Annotated in this window: 15 protein-coding genes; 7 read left to right on the forward strand and 8 right to left on the reverse strand. The window is 72.7% G+C overall.

Annotated features, from left to right (window positions below):
• Positions 1 to 135: 135 nt before the first annotated feature.
• Positions 136 to 1,299 carry an ROK family protein gene (locus ACIBTS_RS21355; RefSeq protein ID WP_399321251.1) on the forward strand — a complete coding sequence of 388 codons (1,164 nt, stop codon included), beginning with the start codon at positions 136 to 138 and terminating at the stop codon, positions 1,297 to 1,299.
• A 111-nt stretch (positions 1,300 to 1,410) separates the two neighbouring features.
• On the forward strand, positions 1,411 to 1,581 hold the full coding sequence (locus ACIBTS_RS21360; protein WP_093770941.1) for a hypothetical protein: 171 nt from the start codon (positions 1,411 to 1,413) through the stop codon (positions 1,579 to 1,581).
• A 95-nt stretch (positions 1,582 to 1,676) separates the two neighbouring features.
• Here the strand turns inward: ACIBTS_RS21360 and ACIBTS_RS21365 are convergent, their stop codons facing one another.
• The 3 genes from ACIBTS_RS21365 to ACIBTS_RS21375 form a co-directional block, all read right to left on the reverse strand.
• Positions 1,677 to 3,077, reverse strand: coding sequence for a S1 family peptidase (locus ACIBTS_RS21365; protein ID WP_399321253.1), 1,401 nt, complete (start codon positions 3,075 to 3,077; stop codon positions 1,677 to 1,679).
• Positions 3,078 to 3,208: 131 nt separating this feature from the next.
• Positions 3,209 to 4,042, reverse strand: coding sequence for an SAM-dependent methyltransferase (locus ACIBTS_RS21370; RefSeq protein WP_399321254.1), 834 nt, complete (start codon positions 4,040 to 4,042; stop codon positions 3,209 to 3,211).
• Between the two features lie 85 nt (positions 4,043 to 4,127).
• Positions 4,128 to 5,162: a hypothetical protein gene (locus ACIBTS_RS21375; protein ID WP_399321255.1), complete on the reverse strand. Its 1,035-nt coding sequence runs from the start codon at positions 5,160 to 5,162 to the stop codon at positions 4,128 to 4,130.
• A gap of 25 nt (positions 5,163 to 5,187) precedes the next feature.
• Here ACIBTS_RS21375 and ACIBTS_RS21380 point away from each other — a divergent pair, with 25 nt between their 5' ends.
• Positions 5,188 to 6,366, forward strand: coding sequence for a MalY/PatB family protein (locus tag ACIBTS_RS21380; protein ID WP_399321257.1), 1,179 nt, complete (start codon positions 5,188 to 5,190; stop codon positions 6,364 to 6,366).
• A gap of 139 nt (positions 6,367 to 6,505) precedes the next feature.
• Positions 6,506 to 6,886, forward strand: a complete 381-nt coding sequence (locus ACIBTS_RS21385; protein WP_399321259.1) for a PPOX class F420-dependent oxidoreductase — start codon at positions 6,506 to 6,508, stop codon at positions 6,884 to 6,886.
• A 72-nt stretch (positions 6,887 to 6,958) separates the two neighbouring features.
• On the opposite strand, the gene ACIBTS_RS21390 is transcribed toward ACIBTS_RS21385, so the two are convergent.
• A complete protein-coding gene (locus tag ACIBTS_RS21390; RefSeq protein ID WP_399321260.1) occupies positions 6,959 to 9,736 on the reverse strand; it encodes an alpha/beta hydrolase family protein in 2,778 nt (925 codons plus the stop codon).
• A gap of 179 nt (positions 9,737 to 9,915) precedes the next feature.
• Here ACIBTS_RS21390 and ACIBTS_RS21395 point away from each other — a divergent pair, with 179 nt between their 5' ends.
• Entirely contained in the window at positions 9,916 to 11,274 is a 1,359-nt protein-coding gene (locus tag ACIBTS_RS21395) for a Gfo/Idh/MocA family protein (protein ID WP_399321261.1), read from the forward strand.
• Here the strand turns inward: ACIBTS_RS21395 and ACIBTS_RS21400 are convergent.
• The 3 genes from ACIBTS_RS21400 to ACIBTS_RS21410 all read right to left on the reverse strand — a co-directional run bounded on the left by ACIBTS_RS21400 (position 11,271) and on the right by ACIBTS_RS21410 (position 13,536).
• Positions 11,271 to 11,687 carry a zinc ribbon domain-containing protein gene (locus ACIBTS_RS21400; protein WP_319673547.1) on the reverse strand — a complete coding sequence of 139 codons (417 nt, stop codon included), beginning with the start codon at positions 11,685 to 11,687 and terminating at the stop codon, positions 11,271 to 11,273. The genes ACIBTS_RS21395 and ACIBTS_RS21400 overlap by 4 nt on opposite strands.
• Before the next feature lie 136 nt (positions 11,688 to 11,823).
• A complete protein-coding gene (locus tag ACIBTS_RS21405; RefSeq protein ID WP_399321406.1) occupies positions 11,824 to 12,549 on the reverse strand; it encodes a TetR family transcriptional regulator in 726 nt (241 codons plus the stop codon).
• 138 nt (positions 12,550 to 12,687) lie between these two features.
• On the reverse strand, positions 12,688 to 13,536 hold the full coding sequence (locus tag ACIBTS_RS21410) for a bifunctional methylenetetrahydrofolate dehydrogenase/methenyltetrahydrofolate cyclohydrolase (protein WP_079657874.1): 849 nt from the start codon (positions 13,534 to 13,536) through the stop codon (positions 12,688 to 12,690).
• Between the two features lie 175 nt (positions 13,537 to 13,711).
• On the opposite strand from ACIBTS_RS21410, the gene ACIBTS_RS21415 reads away from it, so the two are divergent.
• Both ACIBTS_RS21415 and ACIBTS_RS21420 read left to right on the forward strand, forming a co-directional pair.
• Entirely contained in the window at positions 13,712 to 14,539 is an 828-nt protein-coding gene (locus ACIBTS_RS21415) for a hypothetical protein (protein WP_399321262.1), read from the forward strand.
• A gap of 96 nt (positions 14,540 to 14,635) precedes the next feature.
• On the forward strand, positions 14,636 to 15,427 hold the full coding sequence (locus ACIBTS_RS21420) for a peptidoglycan-binding protein (protein WP_399321263.1): 792 nt from the start codon (positions 14,636 to 14,638) through the stop codon (positions 15,425 to 15,427).
• Positions 15,428 to 15,455: 28 nt separating this feature from the next.
• On the opposite strand, the gene ACIBTS_RS21425 is transcribed toward ACIBTS_RS21420, so the two are convergent.
• A complete protein-coding gene (locus tag ACIBTS_RS21425) occupies positions 15,456 to 17,798 on the reverse strand; it encodes a SpoIIE family protein phosphatase (protein WP_399321407.1) in 2,343 nt (780 codons plus the stop codon).
• Positions 17,799 to 17,911 lie beyond the last annotated feature (113 nt).

The raw sequence follows: 17,911 nt of genomic DNA on the forward strand, positions 1-17,911 counted from the left end.
GGCGCCACTTACTTTTGGGTCGGAAGAATCCATGCGTCAAGAGGTGCGCAAACATCTTTTCCGGTGGTCAGGTCTGCACCTATAGTGACCTGGATACTTCCAAGACAAAAGAAATCGTGTGGGAGTCTGACCCTCATGACCACAGGTACCGCGGCCGGCTGGCTGCCGCTGAGTTCGGGGGAGCGCTCGGTCGCGATCGAGGTGCTCGTCCACGGCCCGCTGTCGCGCACCGACCTCGCGCGGCGGCTGAACCTCTCCGCGGGCAGCCTCACCCGGCTGACCAAACCGCTGATCGAGTCGGGCCTGCTGGTCGAGAGGCCCGAGGCGGGCGCCACGGCGGAGTCGCGGCAGGGCCGCCCCTCCCAACCGCTCGACGTGGTCGCGGAGTCCGGCTCCTTCCTCGGCTTCAAGATCACCGAGGACATGGTGTACGGCGTCGTCACCACCCTGCGCAGCGACATCGTCGCGCGCCACGACCGCCCGCTCGCCTCGCACGACCCCGACCGGGTCGTCGGCGTGCTGGGCGAGATGGCCGACGAGCTGGCCGGCGCCCACCCGCGCCTCGCCGGGATCGGCATCGGGGTGGGCGGGCTCGTCCAGGACCGCACGGTGGTCGGGGAGTCACGCTTCCTGGGATGGCGGGGCGTGCCGCTGGCCGCGCTGGTCGAGGAACGCACGGGGCTGCCGGTGGTCGTCGAGAACGACGTCGCCGCGCTCGTGGAGGCGGAGACCTGGTTCGGCGCGGGCCGTGGCCTCGACCGCTTCGTGGTCCTCACCATCGGCGCGGGCATCGGCTACGGCCTGGTCCTGGGCGGCAAGCGGGTCTCCTGCGCCGAGGAGGACCGTGACTTCGGCCGGCACTGGATCGTGAACCCCCACGGCCCGCTCACCCCCGACGGCGAGCGCGGCAGCGCCGTCTCGCTGCTGACCATCCCCAACATCCGCTACCAGGTGCAGGCGGCCACCGGCCGGGAGCGGACCTACGAGGAGATCCTCGCCCTGGCCGCAGCCGGGGAGTCCATGCCCGCCCGGGTCGTCGACGAGGCGGCCCGCGCCCTGGGTGCCCTGGTCGCGCAGATCGCCAACTTCGTCATGCCGCAGAAGATCCTGCTCGCTGGTGAGGGCGTCGGTCTGATGGACGTGGGCGGGGCGACGGTGGAGGCCACCATCCGCGCCCACCGGCATCCGCTGGCCGCCCCGGTGGCGCTGGAGACCAAGGTGTCCGACTTCCACGACTGGGCGCAGGGGGCCGCGGTACTGGCGATCCAGGTGCTGGTGCTGGGCGCTGCGGAGGGGTGAAATCGGGTGTGGGGGTTGACAGATGGACGTGATCAGTAACACGTCCGGTATGTCCGGTTCGCGCACGATGACTCACGCTGCCTTCACCTGGGACACCGTAAGATTCACACCATGTCCACCACTGTTGAATCCCTCTCCGAGCGATCGGCCGCGGAGGTCAACGAGGAGATCCGGGCCCTGTGGCTCCGGTCGGGCGGGACACTGAGCGTCGAGCAGCGCGAGGAATATCGGCGGCTCGTCCTGGAGTGGGCCGCCGCGCCCCAGCCCGTCGAGGCGGCCTGACGCTCCCCGAGGACCCCGAGGCTCCCATTCCGAAGCGGGCACCCTGACCGGGTGCCCTTTTCACTGTCCTCCCGGCCCTCCCGGCCCGGCCCCGCTCAGCCCCAGGTCGCCGAGTAGTGCCGCTGGTAGGCCTTGCGGTCCTGCTCGGCGCGGATGTAGCGGGTCGCGACGAGGGCGACCATGCTGCCCGCGATCACCAGCAGCCCGGGGCCGATGTTCCTGGGGTCGGTGAGCCGGGAGGCGAGGGTCGTGCTGCCGCCGATGCCCGTCACGGGAGTGGTCGAGCCCGGCGAGGTCCCGCCCGGGGCGATCGCCGCCTGGGTGTTCGAAGCGGTCGGCTGAGGGGCGCCGGACGCCGCGGGAGCGCCGCCCTGGTTGTTCGCGGCGGACGGCGCGGCCACGATCAGCTGCACCCCGAGCTGGGCCAGCGCCCTCGTCACCGGCTGGAAGAACGTCGTCCCCCCCGACTTGCAGTCGCCGCTGCCGCCCGAGGTGATGCCCAGGGCGACGCCGTCGGAGAACATCGGGCCGCCGCTGTCGCCGGGCTCGGCGCACACGTTCGTCTCGATGAGCCCGCCGACCGTGCCCTCCGGATAGTTCACCGTCGCGTCCAGACCGGTGACCTGCCCGTCGCGCAGCCCGCTGGTGCTGCCGCTGCGGAACACCCGCTGTCCGACGGCCGCGTCGCCCGTGCCCGTGATCTTCACCCCGTTGCCGTTGCCGATCGCCACCACGTCGGCGCCGTCGCCCGCCTTGCCGCTCGCGTACTGCACCAGCGAGAAGTCGCTGCCGGGGAAGTTGGAGTTGACCGTCTGGCCCACCTGCTGGGTGGCCTGGTTGTCCGCGAACCAGGTCGACCCGGTGGGCCCGCAGTGTCCGGCGGTGAGGATGAAGTCGTTCGATCCGTTGGTGACGTTGAAACCGGCCGAACAACGTCCGCCGGTCGACAGGATCGGCAGCGCGCCGTTGATCCGGGTGGTGAACTTGCCGGTGGTGCGCTCCATGCGCACGAAGCTGCCGATGCCGGTGGCGGTCCGCGTCAGCTGCGACCAGTCGGCGGCCGACACGGTGCTGTCCGCCTGCACGACGATCTGGTTCGACCGGTAGTCCATCACCCACGCCGTGCCGGCCACCCTGGGCGCCGAACGCAGCGTGGCCGTGGCCGACTTGAGCTCGTTCATGCTGTGGGAGACGACCTTCGCCTCGGCGCCCGCCGCCCGGACGGCGTCGGCGGTCTGCTGGTCGGTGACCGCCACGACCGGCTGCCCGTCGGAACCGATCCAGGTGCCCGCCGTACGCGCGGTGCCGAGCTTCGTGACGAGCGCCGCCCCCGGATTGGTGACGACGGTCTCCGGCGCACTGCGCGGCACCGCCGACGTGGCGGGTGGCTCGCTCGCCATGGCCGCCTGCGTGACCATGGCCCCTCCCAGGAGGAGTCCGCCGACTGCCGCCAGCCGCGTCACTCGCCGGACGGTCCGTCGTCGTACGTGCCTCATGCATGGCTCCCGAAACCCGAACACGCGGCCTCAACACCGCGGGGCCCTCCGGTCGTTGAGCGCCCTCACTGTCCATACGCGCCGGGACCCGGCAGCGTTCAGCCCGAAAGTGATCACTTGCGTGCCGCGCCTCAGTGTTTACGTGCCACCCCGCCGAACATCGCGACCTCCTCCGGCTCGCCCCCGTCCCCGGTGCCCTCCGGACGCCACCGCGAGCACGACACCACGCCCGGTTCCAGCAGGTCCAGACCCTCGAAGAAGCGGGCCACGTCCGCGGGCGTGCGCTGGGTCAGCCTGGGCGTGCCGTGCTCGTTCCAGAACCGCACCGCCTCGTCCACCTCGGGCATCGCCGGGCTGGTCACGGTGTGCGACAGCACCAGCAGGCTGCCCGAGGGCAGCCGGTCGACCAGCCGCCGCACCAGAGCGTAGGGGTCCTCGTCGTCGCCGATGAAGATGACCACGCTGAGCAGGACCAGTGCGACGGGCTCGCTGAAGTCCAGCGTCCTGGCGGCGTGTTCGAGGATCGCGTCCACGTTGCGCAGATCCTCGTCGAGATAGTCGGTGCGGCCCTCCGGCGTGCTGGTGAGCAGCGCGCGGGCGTGTGCCAGGACCAGCGGGTCGTTGTCGACGTAGACGACCCGGGACTCCGGGGCGAGGCGCTGCGCGACCTCGTGCGTGTTGTCGGCGGTGGGCAGACCGGTGCCGATGTCGAGGAACTGGCGGATTCCCGCCTCGGTCACCAGGTGCTCCACCGCGCGGCCCAGGAAGAGCCGGTCGGCGCGGGCGTACTCACTGATGCCCGGATGCAACTCCCGGATCCGGTCGCCGGCCGCCCGGTCCACCTCGTAGTTGTCCCTGCCGCCCAGCCAGTAGTTCCAGATCCGGGCGGTGTGCGGCTGCCGGGTGTTGATGCGCGTGTACGGGGACGGTGCGGCCACGTCGACGGCCGGCGCGTTCTCGGTCATGGCGGGGGCTCCTGAAGGGAGGCGGAGGAAGGGAGGCGGAGGAAGGGAGGCGGAGGAAGGGCGACGTGCTCGGTCGGCAAGCAATCTAGACAGCCGAGTCGACCGGCGCCGACCGTCCTCCCGATTCCCGGGTCGGGCCGAGCCGCGCCCAGCTCCGTTCGTCGCCCCACACAGCCGCCGTGCCGGTGTAGGGACGCAGCAGCGCGGTGAGCGCAGGGTCGCCGTGGCCATTGAGTTCGTCCGAGGCGATCCTGCGGGCGATGCCGGCGAGGAAGTCGGCGAGCTGCACCCGGGCGTCGAGCCGCGAGACGACCAGCCGCAGCCCGGCGAGCCGGATGCCCCGCTTCCGGGCCGCGTCCTCGATCCAGGCGATGCGCTCCGGGGTGAGCATGTTCTGCCGGTCGTGCGCGAGCCGGACCGGACGTCCCGGGTCGCTCCAGTGCGCGGCCGTGTGCAGGATGGAGGGGAGAAGGGGATTGAGGACCGGGGTGAGGACGAACGGCCCGTCCCGAATTCCGGCACGGTAGGAAAAGGCGCGGGAGCGTTCCTGCGAGAGCCGGGAGAGCGTGTCCGCCGCAGGTGTCCCCGCATATCGCTGCCGCAGTTCCTCGACCGTGCGGAAGAACTCCTCGACGGGTGCGTCCGGTTCGCCTTCGTGGCGCACGCGCAGCAATTGGTTGGCGGCCTCCAGGAATTGCCGCCACTCAGTGTCCGTGAAAATCCGCCGCCCCTCCCGGAAGAGGGGAGCGGCCGCGTCCGGGGCGCCCAGTAGCAGGTCGACGGCCCGGTCCACGACGAAGAAGGCCTTCTCGACGAGGTGCACATGGGCGTGCCCGTACAGCGGGCCGGACGTGGAGAGCAGCCATTCCAGGACGGCCCGGTGCTTCTCCCGGAGCAGATGGTTCGCCTTGTACTCCTCGGCGGGCGAACGGATCCGGTCGCGGATCTCCTGCACATGCCCGGCGGCGGAATCGACCGACAGCCGCACACTGGCATGGGCGAACACGTCCGTGTTTCCGCCAGTGAGATTCTCGCCGTCCGACCCCGACTCGTCGCAGGCGATCTCCAGGATTCCGGCGGCGTCAGCCACGATTGTCCCGTTCACCTGATCCCAGGTCATACCACTGCCCCCTATCTTGTGCCCCATGACCAGCATCCCGCACGAGACGCCCCGTGAGCCGAACCCTTTGCACGCACTCACCCTCGACCGGCTGCGATGTCGTACGAGCATGAAGTGGCGGACCCATCCGGCCGGCGTCCTGCCGTTGTGGGTCGCGGAGATGGACGTACCCCTCGCCGAGCCGGTCGTCCGTGCGGTGACGGAGGCTCTCGCGCTCGGCGACACCGGCTATCCGACGGGCACGGCCTACGCCGAGGCGCTGGCGGGGTTCGCCGCGAAGCGATGGGGCTGGGACGGGCTCGCCGTCGAGCGGACGGCGATCGTGCCCGATGTGATGCTGGGCGTCGTCGAGATGCTGAAGCTGGTGACCGGGCCCGGTGATCCGGTGGTCGTCAACCCGCCGGTTTATCCACCGTTCTTCCAGTTCGTCGAGCACATGGACCGGCGGATCGCCGAGGCGCCCCTCGACGATGACGGGCGGCTCGACCTCGATGTGCTGGAAGAGGCGTACCGGCGGGCGGTCGCGGGAGGCGGACGCGCCGCGCATCTGCTGTGCAGCCCGCACAACCCCACCGGCACCGTGCACACGGCCCGCGAGCTGTCCGCCGTCGCCGAGCTCGCCGGGCGGTACGGCGTCCGGGTCGTCGCCGACGAGATCCACGCCCCGCTCACCGCCCCCGGCGTCGACTTCGTGCCCTACCTCGCCGTCCCCGGCGCGCAGAGCGGACTGTCGCTGATGTCGGCGTCCAAGGGGTGGAACCTGGCCGGCCTCAAGGCGGCGCTGGCCGTCGCGGGCCCCGAGGCGGCGGCCGACCTGGCCCTGCTGCCCGAGGAGGTCGGCCACGGGCCGAGCCATGTCGGCGTGCTCGCCCACACCGCCGCCCTGCGCGAGGGCACGGCCTGGCTGGACGCCCTGCTGGCCGGCCTGGACGAGAACCGGCGCCTGCTCGCGGCCCTCCTGGCCGAGCATCTTCCCGGTGTCGTGCACCGGCCCGGCGAGGCGACCTACCTTGCCTGGCTCGACTGCCGGGCACTGGGCCTCGGGGACGATCCGGCCTCGGTGTTCCTGGAACGAGGCCGGGTGGCGCTCAGCTCCGGGCCGGACTTCGGCACGGGCGGAACCGGGCACGTACGCCTGAATCTGGCCACCTCGCCGGAGATCCTCACCGAGGGCGTACGGCGGATGGCGCAGGCCGTGCGCTGAGTCGCGAGCAGGCCAGGACCCTCGGGCTTCAGCCCGAGGAGCACGTCGGATGCGGCGGTTCCGGCCCGACCACGAGCCGCGACCGCCGCGGTGGTCATGGGCACGCACGCCCGGAGCGCCGGGTGCCTAGACTGCGGGAATGGATGACACGTCGCTCGATCGGCTCGGGGCGGGCAAGTACCTGCTGATCACCAGCTATCGGAAGAACGGGACGGGGGTCGCGACCCCGGTCTGGGTGGTGCGCGACGGGGACGCCCTCGGGGCCTGGTCGGCCGCCGACGCCTGGAAGGTCAAGCGCATCCGGGCCCGCGGCGACGTCCTCGTCGGCCCCTGCGACGTACGCGGCAGGCCGACGGGTGAGCAGGTCCCGGCCACCGCCGAGATCTGCGACGCACAGACCACCGCCCGCTACCGCACGCTGCTCGCGCGCAAGTACGGGATCCTGGGGCGCCTGACGCTCCTGGGCAGCCGGCTGCGGCGAGGGCTCGACGGCACGGTCGGGATCCGCGTGACCCTGTGAGCGACCGGACGCCGGGAACAGGTCAGGGGGCGTGGACCGCTCGGTCCAAGCCCCCTGACTGATCAGCGCGGCTTACGACGCGTCGGTCACCGTCCCCGTCAGGATCGGGGGCAGCGGCTCGACGTTGTCGTCCGTCAGCGCCAGCCGCAGCGACTCGACCGGCTCGGCCAACTGGTCCTTGACCGTCGGCACGGTGAATTCGGTGGTGGTGGTTCCTGCCGGGATGCCCATCCACACCCACAGGTTCGCCTGGGACAGCGGGCGCTCCGGGTCGGGCAGATCACCGGCGTAGTCCATCAGCCACTGCGCGTCCACGTCCTTGGTGGACAGCTCGGCGCCCTCGGTGACCGGGAGCACCCGCAGCGGCTGCCAGATGCCCACGTCGACGGGTTCCGACAGGGAGATCCGCCAGCTCAGCGTCTCGCCCTCGGTCACCTTGTCCGCCACCGGGGTCAGGGTGACCTCGGGCGCGGGGTCGTCGTTCAGCGCCGTGACCCCGCCCCGGTAGGAGCCGACGACCGCACCGTGCACGGCCTTCACGAGAAGGTCGGTCTGCTGGTCGTTGCCGAAGCGCGTGTCACCCTTCACCTCGACCGGCAGGTCGATCGGGGTGCTGCCGGGCCGGACGGTGACCAGCTTCTCCGTGGGTTCGCCGGTCGCCGGGTCGACGACGTAGAAGCGGGCGGTGCCGCTGCCGTGTCCGGACACCTGGACCGGGATGTGGTAGGTGCGGGTGCCGGAGTCGCCCTCCTTGACCGTGATCCGGCCGATGTCGACGCGCGGCAGCGCGGCGGCCTTCACCGCCGAAGTGCCGGGCGCCCAGCCCCAGGCGTCCATGAACCACGCCTGCCCGGACCCCGAACGCGGAGTCAGCTCAAGGGACTTGATGTGCCTGAGGTCGATCCCGGCGCGGGTGGCGGCCGTCAGCGGGACGCGCAGTTCGCGAGCCCAGTAGGAGGCGGTGCGGCCGGAGCCCGGCAGTCCGTCGGCCGTGATGCGGCCGAGGGCGGCGCGCTTGCCGGCGGAGTCGGTGACGGCCACGTCCAGTGCGGTGCCGGTGGTGTTCGGCGGTACGAACACGCGCAGCGCCAGGCTCTTGGCGCCGGCGAGCGAGACGGGAGCGGTGGACGTGATCTTCGCCGGGGTACCCGGCGCCGACCAGTTCAGCGCGATCGCGCTCTTGCCGGAGTCCTTCTCCAGATCCCACCACCCGAAGTGCGGGGACCTCCCCGTGGCGTCCTCGCCCAGACACGCCTTGGCCGGGTCGGGGTCCGCCCAGCACACCCGGCCGCCGGTCACCTTGACCGAGCCGTCGGGCACGAAACCGCCCGTGCGACGGGCGCCGACCGCGTGCGTCAGGACGCGGGCCGGGTCGGCGGAGGGAGCGCGCACCCCCGTGCCGTCGAGCAGCGGGCGAACCCGGTCGTCACCGCCCACGAACAGCCGGGCCGCGGCGGCGATGTAGGTGGCGCCGGCCTGGTGCTGCTGGTCGGCGGTCAGCCGGGTCGGGGCGCCGTTGGAGCACACCGGGTCGGTCTGCTCCGGGTCCTCGGAGAAGTCGTCGAAGGAGGGCGCCACGGCCTTGCCGGGCGTCCACTCCGTGTTGAAGAAGTTGTGGTTGGCGCCGACCACGTACACGGCGCTGTGCAGGGCGGTGCCGCTGCTGATGCCGCGCGTGCCGTCGAGGTACGTCTCGCCCTCGAGGTCGGCGACGTCGCCGTCGCAGCCGGGCAGGATCGTCGCGGACGGGACGTCGGCGACCGGATTCTGGCCGAAGATCGTCGGTCCGATGAGGACGGTGCCGCGGATCTTCCAGCGGACCGGACCGTGATAGCCGTCCTCGGCGGCGGGCGCCAGGTAGAGGCTGTCCATGGCGGCCCGGTTGACGCCCTCGCCGCCGCGCGAGTGGCCGACCAGCAGGACGCGGGAGAGATCGGCCTTCGTCGCGTCGGGCACCGCCGCCGGGGCGGTGGCCGGGTGCGCGGCCCAGTCGGCCCACTTGGCGAGGTGCTGGCGCACCAGCGAGGAACGGGCCTGCGCGCCGGCGTCCTCGGCCTGTGCGTCCTGGCCGTTGATGCCGTTCGCCGAGATCGACACCGTCACATAGCCCTGCGAGGCCAGCAGTTGCTGGTCCTGCAGGTAACCCTTGTAGCTGGGGATCGACTTCATGCCCGCCGGGCAGGGCCAGGAGATGTCGAGGTCGTCGCTGCCGGGCGTGTAGCAGGTGGTGTGCCGGCCGTGCAGGAAGAGCGCGAGCGGCCGCTTGCCGGTGGCGCCCTTCGGCGCGACGACGACCGCCTGCATCTCGATCGGCTGGGCATAGCCGGGCAGCTTCAACGGGGCGAGGTCGTACTCGCCGCTGACCGTGCGGTACGAGCCCGGCTTGCCCGGGTCGACGGAGTTGGCCGGAGCCGGAGCGGGAGTCCGGGCCGGGGGCTGCCCGGCGGCGAGTGAACGCCGCTCGGCCGCAGCGGAGTTGTCGGCGGGTGCGTCCAGACGGCGTCCGCTCGCGAGGACCTGCAGGTCCTTCAGGGGGCTGTCGCCGGCCTCGTCGAGGGAGAGCCGGAACGTGCGGCCGTCCTTCGCCGCCTTCGGTACGCCGAGCAGTCGGTCGCCCGCGTGGAACTCCACACGGGCGTCACCGAAGGGAACGGGCGTGGGCGAGCGCCATATCAGCTCGCGTGCGGCGCCCTGCCCGCCGATCTGCCACCCCTGCGGCAGCCCGCTGTCGGTGGACGAGGTCAACGGTCTTGTCTCGGACGGTTGTTGGGCTTGTGCCAGTCCCGGTGTTCCCGCCAGGGCCGCGATTGCGGCCACGGCGGTGACACCTATGCGCCGGGCACGGATCAAGGGTCCACTCCTCAACACTCGGAGCGCGGGGGCCCCGTCCGTACCGGGAGCCCCTCGCGTCCCGAAGGAAGCCGTACGGGCCCTGTGGGTTGCCTGTGCGGACGGACTGTGCCCTCAGGGGCAGAGAAAACCGGCCAGCAGGACGACTGCCCGGACGACCCCGGGGAAAGGCCTGCTGCATGAGCCGAACTCCCTACCTCCGCACGGCAGTCGTCGGCACCGGACACCGCGCTCGGACCTTCACCCGGGATCTCGCCGCCCGGCCCGGCCACCGCGTCGTCGCCCTCTGCGACCCCAGCCCCACCCGCATGGCCTTTCACAACCGGCTGCTGGCCCGGGCGGGGGCCCCGCCCGCCGCAGAGTGGGACCCGGACCGCTTCGCCGAGCTGCTCATCGAGGAGAGCGTCGACCAGGTCGTCGTCACCACCGTGGACGCCGCGCACGACCGCTACATCGTGCCCGCACTGAAGGCGGGCTGCCGTGTGGTCACCGAGAAGCCGATGACCGTCGACGCGCCCCGCTGCGCCCGCATCCTCGACACCGTCCGCGAGACCGGCAACTCCCTCACCGTCGCCTTCAACTACCGCTTCAATCCCGTGCACGAGCGGGTGCGCGAGATGCTCGCCGAGGGCGCGGTCGGGGAGATCCTCTCCGTCCACTTCGAGTGGCTGCTCGACACCCGGCACGGCGCGGACTACTTCCGCCGCTGGCACCGCGAGAAGCGGCACAGCGGCGGACTGATGGTGCACAAGGCCGGCCACCACTTCGACCTGGTCAACTGGTGGCTCGCCGACGAGCCGGACGAGGTCTTCGGCTATGGCCGGCTCGCCTTCTACGGCCCCGAGGCCGGCGCCCGGCACGGTCTGCGCCGCGCGTACGACCGTGCCCACGGCGCCGAGGAGGCTGCCGACGACCCGTTCGCGCTGGACCTCGCGGCCGACGACACCCTACGGGCGCTGTACCTCGACGCGGAGCGGGACGACGGCTACCACCGCGACCGCAACGTCTTCGGCGGGCCCGTCACCATCGAGGACGACATGGCGGTCCTGGTGCGCTACACGCGGGGCGCGACGATGACGTACCACCTCACCGCCTACTCCCCGTGGGAGGGCTACCGGGTGATGGTCAACGGCAGCGCCGGACGCCTGGAGCTGGAGGTCGAGGAGAGCCGCTGGCAGCCGCCCCGCACCCACATCACCTCCGGCAGCGGTGCGCTGCACTCAGACACGGCGGCCGAGCACGCGGGCGGAGTCCGGTTGACGCTGCGCCCGCTGTGGCGGCCGCCGGTCGACATCCCGGTCACGGCGCGGCACGAGGCGCACGGCGGCGGAGACACCCGGATGCTGGACGCGCTGTTCGGACCCGCGGCGTCCCGGAACACCGGCAGCACGGCCGGGACCGGGAGCACCGCCACCGAACGCGACGGCGCGCTCGCCCTCGCCGTGGGACTCGCCGCGAACCAGTGCTTCGACACGGGACAGCCGGTACGCGTCGGCGACCTGCTGCCGGCCCTCGGTCCGGTGGACGGGCCGTCCTAATGCCAGGCCCGGTAAGGCTCGTCGAGGAGTTGGAAGACCGGCTCGCCCCGTACCGGGTCCTTGACCGTGGACAGGCGGACGCGGTCGCCGCTGTGGATGCCGATGAGCGGGCCCATGACCCGGCCGCGGACGACGAACCCCTCGGCCATCTCGACCAGGGACACATTGCGTGCGGCGGGGGTGTTGCGGTGCACCACGGTGGCGTGGCGGACCGTGCCGGTGCCCTCGCTGCGCTCGGTGCGCAGGTCGCCGCCCTGACACGACGGGCAGAGCAGCCGGTGGTACATGGCGGTGCCGCACCAGGTGCAGCGCTGGAAGAGGATGGTGTCGCCGTCGGCGTTCGCGCGGTCGAGGACGCCCGCCGAGGAGCCGGCGGCCTGCTGGACGGCGTTTCCTGAGTGGTAGTGGTACACGCGGGTCAACTCCCTGCACTCGGCCGGAATCCACGTGCGCGGCTCACCCGTGCACGCACGTGCCCGGTTCACCGTGCCACCGTGCACGCCCACAGCGTATGGCACTCAGTGCCAAGCGTAAAGGCACTGCGTACCCCTATTCTGGCGGGATTCGGTCCCGGCCGAGCGTGGTCTCGATCTCCTGCACCACCCGCCACAGGGGTGCCCCGCGCCGCGAGACCACCACGACGACGTCCTCGTCCGTCGGCCGTTCGTCGGCGGGAGCCGCCAAAGCGGCCGGAGGGATGGGAGCGGCCGGGGCTTCCCGGGTAGTGCCGAACGCCGCCTGTACATACCGCAGAGCGTGGTCCACGGTCGCGCTCGCATCGCCCCGGCCGTCCGAACGCAGCCAGGAACGCAGCGCGTTGTTGTGGGCGGCGACCACCGCGGCCGCGATCACGTCGGCGCGGAGATTGCCGTCGGGCCGGCCGGTGAAGCGGCCCCGCAGATACTCGGCGAGGGCGCGCTCATAGCGCCACACCACCGACAGCTCGTATGCGCGCAGCCCCGGCACCCGCTTGGTGAGCCGGTAGCGCTGCACCGAGAAGGAGGGGTTCTCCGCGTACATCAGCAGCACCAGCCGGGCCGCGTCGCACACGCGGCGCACCGGCTCGTGCTCCGTCCCGCTCGCGGCGAGGAACGCGGTCATGTCGGCCAGGCACCGCTCGTGGTCCGGGAAGACCACGTCCTCCTTGGAGGGGAAGTAGCGGAAGAACGACCGTCGGCCGACCCCCGCGAGCGCCACGATGTCGTCGACGGTGGTCTGCTCGTAGCCCCGCTCCAGGAACAGCCGGAAGGCCGCCGCGACCAGGGCGTCCCGCATGGGCGGCTTGGCCTCCGCCTTGTCAGTGGCGCTCATGGACGGGAACGTAACATCTGAACGCCGCCGATGGCACTCAGTTCCCTGCCCACGGGGAACCGAGTGCCAGGGAGCCGGAGCCGGAGCCGGCCGGGGCCGGCGTCAGATCCGCTCCGCCGCCTCCACCACGTTGGTCAGCAGCATCGCCCGGGTCATCGGGCCCACCCCGCCGATGGGCGGCGCGAAGGAACCGGCGACGTCGCTCACGTCGGGGTGGACGTCGCCGAGGATGCCCTCGACCGTGCGGGTCAGGCCCACCGACAGCACGGTCGCCCCCGGCTTGATCCAGTCCGGCCGGACCAGGTGCGCCACGCCCGCCGCGGCCACCACCACGTCCGCCTCCCGGGCGTGCGCGGCGGTGTCCTGCGTGGCCTCGTGGCACAGGGTCACCGTGGCGTGCTCGGTGCTGCGGGTCAGCATCAGACCCAACGGCCGGCCCACCGTGACACCGCAGCCGATGACGCAGAACTGCTGGCCGGTGATCTCCACGCGGTTGCGGCGCAGCAGGTCGATGATGCCGCGCGGGGTGCACGGCAGCGGCCCGGGGATGCCCAGCACCAGCCGGCCCAGGTTGGTCGGGTGGAGCCCGTCGGCGTCCTTGACGGGGTCGATCAGCTCCAGCACGGCATGGGTGTCGATGTGCGCGGGCAGCGGGAGCTGCACGATGAAGCCGGTGCACGCCGGATCGGCGTTGAGCCGCAGCACGGCGGCCTCGACATCGGCCTGGGAGGCGTCGGCGGGCAGCTCCACCCGGATCGAGGCGATGCCGACCTGCGCGCAGTCGCGGTGCTTGCCGCCCACGTAGGAACGGCTGCCCGCGTCGTCGCCGACGAGGATCGTGCCCAGCCCCGGGGTGACGCCGCGCTCCTTCAACGCCTGGACGCGGAGGGCGAGTTCGCTCTTGATGTCGGCCGCTGCGGCCTTGCCGTCGAGAAGTGTTGCGGTGGTCACGGGAGTCGACGAGCCCTTCAGGAGAAGACGACGGTCCTGTCATCGTACGACCCGCCCGTCCGCCGCCGACCAGGAGTCCCGCCCGTCGCCGCCGTCCCGCCCCCGCTCGCGGCACCCCGCTCGAGCCCGCTGACGTAACCTTTCCGCACCGCTTGACGGACACCAGGAGACCCGTATGCCCGCCGCCCGCCCCCGTCTCCTCTATGTCACCGACCTGGCCTACCCGGCCCGCGGGCGCCGCTACTGCGACGAGGACATCCACCTCACCTCGCGGCTGCGCGCGGAATTCGATCTGGCCCTGTGCCATCCGAAGGACGCGGCGGCCCTGATGCACGCCTTCGACGGCGTCGTCGTCCGCAACAGCGGCCCGGTCCTCGGCTACCAGGAGGAGTACGCGGCCTTCCGGGAGCGCGCGCTCCACGACGGGGTACGCGTCTACAACCCGCTCACGGGCCGCGCCGACATGGCGGGCAAGCAGTACCTCCTCGACCTGACCGCCGAGGGATTCCCCGTCATCCCCACCGTCGACCGCCCCGGGGACCTGCACCTCCTGCCCGCGGCCGACCGGTACGTCGTCAAGCCCAGGGCCGGCGCCGACTCCATGGGCCTGCGGATCGTCACCTCCGACGCCCTGCCCGCCCTGGTGGACGGCTCGGTCCTGGTCCAGCCCCGCGTCGACTTCGTGTACGAGGTGTCGTTCGTCTACGTCGACCACGACTTCCAGTACGCCCTCCACGCCCCCGATCCCGACCGGCGCTGGGAGCTGCAGCCGTACGCCCCCGCCGTCCGGGACCTGGAGTTCGCCCGTCGCTTCGTCGACTGGAACGGTCTCGCGTACGGCATCCAGCGCGTCGACGCCTGCCGCGCCCCCGACGGCGAGCTGCTGCTGATGGAGCTGGAGGACCTCAATCCGTACCTTTCCCTGGACGCCCTCGACGAGGCGGCCCGGGACGCCTTCGTCGCCGCGACGATCCGCTCCCTGCACCGCTTCCTCGCCGACTGAACCCCGCGGCTGATCCCCGCCGTTGATCCGCGCGGCTGAACCGGCCGGCCCGCGCGTCCGTATCCCTCCCGGGGGACCCACGGGAGGGAGACGAGCGTGCCGACACCGGAGGAACCCGGACAGCCGCACGAACGCCCGGTCCTGGAACCCATCCGGGTCCTGCGACCGCGCAACACCGACGCCCTCGCGGAGCTGTTCCGCGAGATGACCGAACTGACCCAGGACACCGACGCCTACGAGGCGATCGCCCTGCCGGCGCGGCAGGCCGTCGACGAGGCGAAGACGGAGGAGCTCCCGCCCCGGGGCCCACGCCCGGCCCTCACCCCGCCGCCCCGCGGCGGCCGGGACTGGACGAGCGAGCGTGGCGGCCCCCGGCCCAGGGCCGTGCCCGGCAGCGGCACAAGCGCGGCGCGCAAGCGGGGCGGATCCCGGGCCGCCCCGGTCCAGGACGGCGCACGGGCACGCGCCCGCACCGACTCCGGTGCGGGCCGGCGCCGGGCCGCCATCACGATCGGGGTGTGCGCGGCGGCACTCGTCGGATTCGCCGGTGCACTGCTGCTGCCCGGCCGGGGAGGCGAGGCCGCCGCTGAGACGCCCGCCGCGAGCTCCGCCCCGACCCCGGCCGCCACGGCGGCCGGCTCCGCCGACCCCGACGGCGCCGGCACCCTGCGCGAGGGAGACAGCGGCCCCGAGGTGAGCGACCTCCAGAGGCGCCTGCTGCGCATCCCGAACGTGTACGACAAGGGCCCCACCGACGGCCGTTACGACACCGTCCTCACCGAGGCCGTGGCCCGTTTCCAGCTCTGGTACGGCATCCGCGGCGACGAGAGCGGCGTCTACGGCGACGACACCCGTCGTGATCTGGAGTCCCGCACGGGCGGCGGATGACCCGACGGCACGGCGCCGACCCGAGGTCCTACCGCGCGGTGTCCCGGGGCCGCGGCACCTGGATGTCGAGCACGCACACGTCGTCGCGGCCCTCGGGGTCCAGCATCGTGGCGAGCAGCCGGTCCAGCGGGGCCGGACCGGTCGCGGCGCGGGGGGCGGCGGCGCCGGCGAGCCGCTCCAGGCCCCGGTCGATGCTCTCCGCGGGTCTTTCGACCAGGCCGTCGGTGTAGAACAGGAGCCGGTCGCCGGGCTCGAGGCGGACCTCCGCCTCCTCGTACTGGGGGGTGTCGGTCGCGCCGAGCAGCATCCCGAAGGGTCGCTCCAGGTAGCGCGCCGCACCGGCCCGTACCAGCAACGGCGGCGGATGGCCGGCCTGCGCCCACTTCAGCCGCCGTCGCTGCGGGCTGTAGCGGGCCAGGACCATGGTCGCCGAGCCGTGCGGGTCGCGGGAGTGCAGCAGCAGCGCGTTGAGCCGGGCGAGCGCGCCGGTCAGCGACGAGCCGGTGATGACCATGCCCTTGGCGGTGAACCGCAACAGGGCCATCGCGGCGACGGCGCCTATGCCGTGACCGGCGACGTCGCCGACCACGAACAGGGCGTCGCCGTCGGGCAGCTCGATGGCGCTGAACCAGTCGCCGCCGACGCTGAGGCCCGACTGCGCGGGCAGGTAGGCGATGTCTATGCGCAGCCCGGCCAGCCGGACGGGCTGCTTCGGCAGGGGCAGCAGCGCGTCCTGCAGCCGGGCCGCCACGGTGCGCTCGGCCTGGAGCACGCCGTGCTGGGTGAGGATGGCCCGCTCGCTGGCGACGAGCGCGAGTTCGGCGCTGCGCTGCGCGGTGAGGTCCTGCACGAAGCCGTGCACCTCGACGGGCGTGCCGTCCATGTCCGGCACCGCTTCGGCGACCACCCGCAGATGCCGTATGCCGTCCTCGTTGACGATCCGGAACGGCACGTCGCACGGCCGCCCGTGCCGCACCAGCTCCCCGATGGCGCGGGCCAGCACGGGCACGTCCTCGGGCAGGGCGAGGCGGGGCAGCCGGGCGAGCGGGACGACGCCCTGAGCGGGATCACGCGCGAAGATGGCGAAGACCTGGGCGGACCAGTTCGTCTCGCCCGTGACCAGGTTCCAGGTCGCCCAGCCGAGGTTGCCGAGCCGCTGCACGTCCGCCAGCCGCTGCTCCTGCCGGTCGGAAGGGTCGTGGCGGCCCCAGCTGACGACCAGTCCGTCGCGCAGCCGTGCCGCCCGCGCGCAGTACGTGGCGAGCTCGCTGACCCCGGCGACCACCTGCTGCCGGGCGAACGGCTCGCCCTCGTACGGTTCTTCGCCGGCCAGGGTGTCCAGACAGCCCTGCCAGAGCCGCTCGTCGGCGATCTCCGGCCAGCACTCCAGGAAGCGCAGACCGACCAGCTCGCGGCCGCTGCGGCCCACGGCGTCGGAGGTGATGCCGGTCGCGGCGTCGATGCGGAAGTCCTCGACGCGCCCCGACGGGGTACGCAAGGGGGCGAGCAGCACGGCGGCGACCGGCAGCCGGTCGAAGACCGTCTGCACCGCGTCCGCGGCGGCGTCCGAGGCAGGACCCTGCCGGGTGCCGAACGTGCGCAGCGGGCCCGCGCACAACCGGGCGACGGCCTGCAGGAGTTCGCGGACCCGGGGCGGGAAGGCGCCCTCGCGGCGGCGCAGGATCCCGAGCACGACGTCGGCCGTGTCCCCGGTGACCACCGGCAGCCAGGCCCGCGACCCCCACTGCTCGGGCGGGTCCCCGATCAGCAGATACCGCTTCCCGTCCTCGCGGAGGTCCTCCAGCCAGCGCGGCCGGCCGGTTTCGAGGGCGTCCAGTGCGGCGATCCCGGCGAGCGGCGGCACCTGGCTCCACTGCGCGGCCAGCGTGTCGTCGAGGCCGGCGTGCCCGACGAGCGTCAGTCCGCCGGCGGGCAGCCGCGTGTAGAGCATCACGGCGTCGGCCGCCACGTCCGGTCCGAGCTGTTCCAGCAGGCACCGGGCGAGATCGTGCGGGGTGCCGACGCGGACGAGGGCCCGGCCCAGCCGGCCGAGGGCGGCGGCGTCGATCTCCTCGGGGTCCGGCGCGGGCGCGGCCGACCGCGCGGAAGCGGCGGCGGCCGGTGTCTGCTCCGGGTCGGCGCGTGGCGGCGGGGTGAGCGCGCCGAGGGTGATCCAGCACTCCTCCAGCAGCGTGCGCCGCGCGTTCTTCGCCCGCAGCTCGAGCTCCTCCTGCGCGATGTCCGGCGAGCAGCCCAGTTGTGCCATCACCGCGCCCTTGGCACGCTCCAGCACGGCCGAGGTGGCCGCCAGGTCCTGCAGCCGGTCCATCTCGGCGCGTTGGCGGGCCACGACCCGGGTCAGCGCGGCCATGTCGGGCACGCCGCCGGATTCCGCGGGCAGGGCGGGTTCGCTCGTCACGTCTTGAGCATGGCACATGGACGAGGATTCGATCGGGGTGTGTTACGGCAACACCCCCGCCAGGC

This window comes from Streptomyces sp. NPDC050121, assembly GCF_044460385.1.
GTDB classification, from domain to species: domain Bacteria; phylum Actinomycetota; class Actinomycetes; order Streptomycetales; family Streptomycetaceae; genus Streptomyces; species Streptomyces soliscabiei.

Bases quoted from the DNA above. Each gene is read 5' to 3' on its own strand.
- ACIBTS_RS21360 (WP_093770941.1), top strand. From the start codon at position 1,411: ATGTCCACCACTGTTGAATCCCTCTCCGAGCGATCGGCCGCGGAGGTC.
- ACIBTS_RS21395 (WP_399321261.1), top strand. From the start codon at position 9,916: ATGAGCCGAACTCCCTACCTCCGCACGGCAGTCGTCGGCACCGGACAC.
- ACIBTS_RS21405 (WP_399321406.1), bottom strand. From the start codon at position 12,549: ATGCGGGACGCCCTGGTCGCGGCGGCCTTCCGGCTGTTCCTGGAGCGG.
- ACIBTS_RS21425 (WP_399321407.1), bottom strand. From the start codon at position 17,798: ATGGCCGCGCTGACCCGGGTCGTGGCCCGCCAACGCGCCGAGATGGAC.
- ACIBTS_RS21370 (WP_399321254.1), bottom strand. From the start codon at position 4,042: ATGACCGAGAACGCGCCGGCCGTCGACGTGGCCGCACCGTCCCCGTAC.
- ACIBTS_RS21380 (WP_399321257.1), top strand. From the start codon at position 5,188: ATGACCAGCATCCCGCACGAGACGCCCCGTGAGCCGAACCCTTTGCAC.
- ACIBTS_RS21385 (WP_399321259.1), top strand. From the start codon at position 6,506: ATGGATGACACGTCGCTCGATCGGCTCGGGGCGGGCAAGTACCTGCTG.
- ACIBTS_RS21355 (WP_399321251.1), top strand. From the start codon at position 136: ATGACCACAGGTACCGCGGCCGGCTGGCTGCCGCTGAGTTCGGGGGAG.
- ACIBTS_RS21365 (WP_399321253.1), bottom strand. From the start codon at position 3,077: ATGAGGCACGTACGACGACGGACCGTCCGGCGAGTGACGCGGCTGGCG.
- ACIBTS_RS21375 (WP_399321255.1), bottom strand. From the start codon at position 5,162: ATGACCTGGGATCAGGTGAACGGGACAATCGTGGCTGACGCCGCCGGA.
- ACIBTS_RS21415 (WP_399321262.1), top strand. From the start codon at position 13,712: ATGCCCGCCGCCCGCCCCCGTCTCCTCTATGTCACCGACCTGGCCTAC.